This is a genomic window from Mycobacterium sp. (assembly GCF_049280035.1).
Classification (GTDB): Bacteria; Actinomycetota; Actinomycetes; order Mycobacteriales; family Mycobacteriaceae; genus Mycobacterium.
The window spans coordinates 1-6,303 of record NZ_JBAPPI010000093.1 but is presented as its reverse complement, the minus strand read 5'-3'; the positions used below and the strand labels follow the sequence as shown (position 1 = coordinate 6,303).

The window sequence follows — 6,303 nt, the reverse complement described above, 5'->3', positions numbered from 1 at the left end:
GTCTAACGCCGATTGCGCTTGGATGATCGTCGATGTACTGTCATCTCACATTCAACGGTGTGTTGATTTGTGGGTGTGATCATCAAGTCGACAGGGGGCGGGGTCGGCGCGAGCAGCACCGTCAAGGCGCAGACGAGGAAGGCGACCATGGACGTCGGTTCACGACGCAGTCAGCGTCAACGGGCCGCCGGGCCCAGTAAGGGAGAGGTCCGGGAGGCGCAGATCCTCGACGTGACCGAGCGTCTGCTGCGCACTACACCGTTCGTCGACATCACCATGGACGAGATCGCCGCGCAGGCCGGACTATCACGGTCGACCATGTACTTCTACTTCGCGTCCAAAGACGATCTGCTGGCCGGCCTGCTGGCACGCACACATCATGAAATCGTCGGGCCGATGGCGATGCTGCTGAATACCGACATTGTGGCTGATCGAGCGGTTCGCAAGGTGCTTGAGGAGCTGCTGCGCAGCTGGCGCGAACACGGACCGGCGTTGCGCACCTTCCTGGAAACCGGGCTGGTCTCGCCCGCGTTCGGCCCCAGATGGCGGGCAACGACGAACGAGAACATTGATGTCGCGGCACAATTCATCGACCGCGAGCGAGCCGCTGGGCGCCTCCCCGCGGGGCCGCCCTCGTCGCACGCCGTTTCCTCAGCCGTCTTCTGGATGATCGAGCACGAGATGTACGAACTCTTCCGTACCCGTCACACTCGTGCCGCCGAAGCCGAATTGATCGAGACACTCGCGTTGATATGGCAGCGGGCGATGGGTGCGACATGACCAAGCCTTAACTCGCCAACGCGCCCGCGCGCAGGGCACTCGGAGCTTTTCTCGGAAGGCCGGCCGTTTCGTCCGAAGAGACCTGAGAGTGCCGGAAGGGACGCCGTGTAGACCTTGCGAAGACGAGGGAGCCGGGGCTGAGCAACACCCCTGGTCCATCCTTGGTGCAGTCATCGCCCTGATCGGCATCGCCATCCCGTTCGCCAGATGGCGCGGGCGCAAGTCTTCCGGACTGACGCTGGCCTAGCGTCATACCTCCGCCTAGCTGATTTGACATGTCAAGTCGATGTAGTACCGTTAATATTGACACGTCAAGTCACGTGCCCGCGCTCATGCGCATAGATCTACGGGAGAACGGAGACTGCGGATGCCCACGGAGCAGGAAACAATGGACATCGACCGGATGCCGCGGGGCGGCCCGGACGCCTCGTGGCTGGACAGGCGGCTCCAGACGGATCGTCTGGAATACCTGGACCGTGACGACGTCGACGATCGGGTCAAGCGCCGGGTCGTGCGCTCGCTGGAACGTCTTGGCAGGCTGTTCAAGGACCACGAAAAGTTCGCCCGATTGGCGCTCAACGAGGTGGCCGCCATCGGTGACCCGAAAATCCTGGAATTGGGCTCGGGTCACGGCTGCCTGTCGCGCAAGCTGCTCGAACTGCATCCCACCGCCCAGGTAACCGTTACCGATCTCGACGCAATCTCGGTGGCCAATATCGCCCACGGCGAGCTGGGCAGCCACCCCCGGGCGACGGTGCGCGTCATGGACGCCACCGCGATCGATGCCGCCGACGGATACTTCGACCTGGTGGTGTTCGCCCAGTCCTTTCATCACTTACCGCCGCCGCTGGCTTCACGGGTCTTCGCCGAGGGCACCCGCGTCGCCGGCAAGCTGCTGATCATCGACCTGCCGCGGCCGCCGTCGATCCTTCATATTGCGGAGTTGGCGGTGCTTTTGCCGCTCGCCGTCGTGCATCCCTTCGGCCGCGAAGCCGCCATCAGCTCGCTGCGTGCCTACAGTCCGTCGGCAATGCGGGCACTCGCCGCATACGCCGACCCGAAAATCGACTTGCGGCTTCACAGACAGCCTGGGGGCCGTCAGATCGTCGTCGCTACCCGAACCGCCTAGCGCGCGGTTTGAACGCAATTCTAAAACCACCTAACCGGTGAAGCATCGCCGGCATAGGTGAAGTCGCGATTCGAAGTATGAGCCCGGCGTTGGCCGCTAGGAGCAGAATCGGCGCTGGCCCAGGCGCTTTCGCCCGTACATCACGTTTCACGCCCGGCAGCCGGGCGATTTCGGTGACGCAGCCGCGCAATTTGACACATCAACTTAGGGCCGGAGATCATGAACCAGTGTCACCTCGATCAACCGGCCAGACCACCAGTGGTGCGCTGTCGGCGCCTGACCAAGCATTGTGGCGGGGGTTTCTCGCATGGTCGGAATCCGTTTTGGCCCTAATAGGGCGGGACCTGTTCGCCGCCACCGGGCTCTCCCGGCCGGATTTCGAGCTCCTCGTGCGACTTCACGCAGCTCCCGACAACACGCTCACCCAGCGAGATCTGGGGGAGTCCCTGGGCTGGTCCCCATCGCGGATATCGCATCACCTGGAACGGATGGAGGACCGTGACCTAGTCACCCGCGTCGACACTGGCACCGGTCGACTTCGCGACGTTCGACTCACCACGCGCGGCGCCGGTGAGATCCGCGAAGCCATTCAGGTGCACGCCACCGCGGTCCGTAATCATTTTCTCGGGCCGCTCGACCAACACCAAAAGCAGGCCCTCGCCACCGTGTTCCGGCGTGAAACCGACGACGGTGGCCTGCGGCCATGACCTGCCGGTGACCAGATACCACTGAAGTTGGACCTGCAAGTGCCTGAGACGTCAACGCTTCTTGGACCTCAGCGCACCCACGACCACGCCTTTCGACCCGTGAGGGTGTAGCGTGAGAGATGTTGGTACTCCCAGCCCATCCGGAATGGCTCAGCTTCTGACGCTGATCTGTCCGAGCATCCGCTCAAGCCGGACATACCGTTTTCAACCGTTCAGTCGGGATAATTTTGAATGCTCCACCGTTGTTTCAGCCATTGATTGCTCCCTTTGGAATGCAACACTTTTCGTACGTGCCGAGCTTTGGCATCCTCGGCACCTACTTGCCGACACCATGCGGCCTGGCGACCTTTAGCGCGGCCTTGGCAGGCGAATTGACAGCTAGAGGCGCCGACGTCGATGTCGTGCGCATCGCCGACGGTGACGTCTCCGACGAGCCCAACGTCGCCGGCGAGCTCGTCAACGGCTCGGCTGCGTCCGTTGAGGCAACCTCCGAGCTCCTCAACCAGAGCGACGTCGCCGTCATCCAGCACGAGTACGGCATATATGGCGGTCCCGACGGAGATGAAGTCGTCCAGATCATGGCCGGATTGCGCGTCCCGTCGATCGTCGTCGTTCACACGGTGCTCAAACATCCGACACGACACCAACGTTCGGTGCTCGAATCGGTGATGGCATCGGCCGATCAAGTGGTCGTGATGTCGGAGGTGGCCCGCCAACGCCTATGCGCAGGCTTCGCCGTCGACCGCCACAAGGTCACCACCATTCCGCACGGCGCGGCACTTCCCAGCACCAACGGCGTGCAACATCCCGACCGGCCGACCATCTTGACCTGGGGCCTGCTGGGACCGGGCAAGGGCATCGAGCGGGTCATCGACGCCATGGCTTCGCTCAAGAACCTGCCCAACCCGCCGCGGTACGTCATCGCCGGCCGCACCCACCCCAAGGTCCTCGCCGCGCAGGGGGATAGGTATCGCGAAGCACTTGTCGCGCAGGCGAAACGCCTCGGCGTCGCCGATTCGGTGTCCTTCGACGCCGTGTACCGCACCCCCGGAGATCTCACCGCGCTCATCCAGACGGCTACCGTCGTCGTCCTGCCCTACGACTCGGAGGACCAGGTCACCTCCGGTGTGCTGGTCGACTCCCTCGCGAGTGGCCGCCCGATCGTCGCCACCGCTTTCCCCCACGCGGTCGAGCTCCTCGGCAGCGGCGCGGGCACCGTCGTCGCTCACGACGATCCCGACGCACTGGTTGCAGCGCTGCGCCAGCTGTTGACCGATCCGCACGTCGCCGACTCCATGGCCACCGAAGCCCGCGGGCTGGCCCCGACGGTTGCCTGGTCCGTCGTCGCGAACGCCTACGTCTGCGTGGCGCAACGGCTGCTGGCCACTCAATCGGCACTGACGTGACCGGCGCCGTGCCCATCCCGGTGTTCGCGCATCTGTTGCGAATGACGGACCATCGCGCCACCTTCGAGCACGCCTGCATGACCGAGCCCCGCCGTGAGCACGGGTACTGCACCGACGATATGGCCAGGGTGCTCGTCGTCACCACCCGCGAGCCCGACGCACCGGGTGCCGTGAAGGGCCTCGCCGGCAAGGCCCTGCAGTTCTTGAACGACGCCCAGTCCTACAACGGCTCCTGCCGCAACCGGATCGACCGCGCCGGAAATTGGACCGACCAGCCCACCACGGACGACCACTGGGGCCGGTGCATCTGGGGGCTCGGCACCGCCGCCGCCCACAGCGGCGTCAGCCTGGTGCGCCGACTGGCCGTGATTCAGTTCGAGCGCGCTGCCAAGGCCAGGTCGCCGTGGCCGCGGGCGATGGCGTTCGCCGCCGTCGGCGCCGCCGAACTCCTCAGCGTCGACCCCGGTAATTCCGCCGCCCTGCGACTCCTCGCCGACTACGCCGCCACCGTCGCAAGACCCAAGACCAAGTCCGACTGGCCGTGGCCCGAGCCAAGGCTCACCTACGCGAATGCGATTCTCCCCGAGGCGATGATCGCTGCCGGCGTCGCGCTGGACGACCCGGACCTGAAACAGCGTGGCCTGGATCTGCTGGAGTGGCTGCTCGACTACGAAACGATTGACGGCCACCTGTCGCCCACCCCCGCGGGCGGCCGGGGACCGCAGGACAGCCGGCCCGCCTTCGACCAGCAGCCGATCGAGGTGGCCACCCTCGCTGACGCCTGCGCACGCGCCGCAGCCGCCGATCCGCGGGCGCTCTGGCCGGATGGGATCCGGTCGTCGGCCGCCTGGTTCCAGGGCGCCAACGATTCCGGGTTGCTCATGTGGGACACGGAGACCGGTGGCGGTTTCGACGGGTTGCTTGCCGAGTGCGTCAACCTCAACCAGGGCGCCGAATAGACCCTTGCGGTGATTTCCACCCTGCAACACGCGCGGCGCTTTTCGCTAGTCCCACAATGACTTTGACGCGCACCGTGCTCGTCACCCGCGACCAACACCGGATCGCGGCCAATTCGGCGCGGGTGATCACCCGGCTCTTCGTGCCCGGCCAGGAGGGCTTCGAGCTTCAGGAGTCCCGAGCGGGAGTGGTGCTCAAGCGCATCCTCGCACTGACCGAGGACGACGTTCGGTCGTCCCTCGACGATGTCATCATCCGCTTCGACGGACGCCACCGTGACCTCGTGGGCACGTTCCGTCGGCACGCCCACGAGCTCGCCGACCGCCTGGATCCCAACATCGACCTCTCCGATGCGCGAATACTGTTGCTGGGAGCGACCTTTACCAGCGAGTACGCCATCGAGGGGGCTGCGCTCTGCAACCCCAGCATTGTGGCCCACCCCGACCAGACCGACACGGCGGCAGGCAGTCTGCGATTCGTGATGAGCGTGCGGGGGATCGGGGAAGGACACCGCTCGTCCATCGGGTTCCGCACCGGTGTCGTCGACGCCGGGGGCCGGGCCACGATCGACGAGCCGACCCGCTTCGCCACCACCGGAAGCGTGTCGGGCGCGCTGCTCGAGGCCGCGGTGTTCCGCGGCGAACTCGGCCGCATCGAGAATGCCGGCGAGGCCGCGAACTACGTCTTCAATGCGCTCGGCGACCGCTTCACGCGATCCGACCTCGACGCGCGACTCGACAATCTCCGGGCCAACCTGAGCACTCGCGGACACGGGGAGCGCGCGGTCGCCCTGATCCGCGCGATCGCCGCTCGATCCTATGCCGTCGAGTTCCCCAGCGACGTATCGGTTTCCGAGCACGTGCTGTGGCCGTCGATGGAGGCCGAGCAGGCCGGCATGGAGGACGCCCGCTTCGTCCGCTTCGTCGACGACGACGGCTCGGTCACCTACTACGCCACCTACACGGCCTACAGCGGATCCCACATCAGCCAACAACTGCTCAAGACCGAGGACTTCCGGTCCTTCACCTCCGGGCCGCTCGTCGGGAAGGCCGCGGCCAACAAGGGTTTGGCCTTGTTCCCCCGACGAATACACGGTCGCTACGCCGCCATGTCGCGATCGGACCGCGAGACCAACACCGTCGCCTTCGCCGACCATCTTGCGGTCTGGACGAGCGCGTCGCCCTGCCAGCAGCCGGCCGAGGCATGGGAAGCGCTGCAACTCGGAAATTGCGGGCCGCCAATCGAAACCGACGCAGGGTGGCTGGTCCTCACCCACGGCGTCGGACCCATGCGCACGTATAGCATCGGCGCGATTCTGCTTGAT

Annotated in this window: 6 protein-coding genes; all 6 read left to right on the top strand. The window is 65.5% G+C overall.

Going from position 1 to position 6,303, the window contains the following annotated elements; genetic code table 11:
* The first annotated feature begins 147 nt into the window (after positions 1-147).
* Positions 148-780, top strand: a complete 633-nt coding sequence (locus WAN71_RS03125) for a TetR/AcrR family transcriptional regulator (RefSeq protein WP_422223926.1) — start codon at positions 148-150, stop codon at positions 778-780.
* Between the two features lie 367 nt (positions 781-1,147).
* Positions 1,148-1,909, top strand: coding sequence for a class I SAM-dependent methyltransferase (locus WAN71_RS03120; protein WP_422223925.1), 762 nt, complete (start codon positions 1,148-1,150; stop codon positions 1,907-1,909).
* 227 nt (positions 1,910-2,136) lie between these two features.
* Positions 2,137-2,616, top strand: a complete 480-nt coding sequence (locus tag WAN71_RS03115; RefSeq protein WP_422223924.1) for a MarR family winged helix-turn-helix transcriptional regulator — start codon at positions 2,137-2,139, stop codon at positions 2,614-2,616.
* A gap of 272 nt (positions 2,617-2,888) precedes the next feature.
* Positions 2,889-4,022, top strand: a complete 1,134-nt coding sequence (locus tag WAN71_RS03110; protein ID WP_422223923.1) for a glycosyltransferase — start codon at positions 2,889-2,891, stop codon at positions 4,020-4,022.
* Entirely contained in the window at positions 4,019-4,981 is a 963-nt protein-coding gene (locus tag WAN71_RS03105) for a glycosyltransferase (RefSeq protein ID WP_422223922.1), read from the top strand. The genes WAN71_RS03110 and WAN71_RS03105 overlap by 4 nt, the downstream gene beginning before the upstream one ends.
* A 56-nt stretch (positions 4,982-5,037) precedes the next feature.
* On the top strand, positions 5,038-6,303 hold a 1,266-nt coding region (locus WAN71_RS03100), incomplete at its 3' end, for a glycosidase (RefSeq protein ID WP_422223921.1).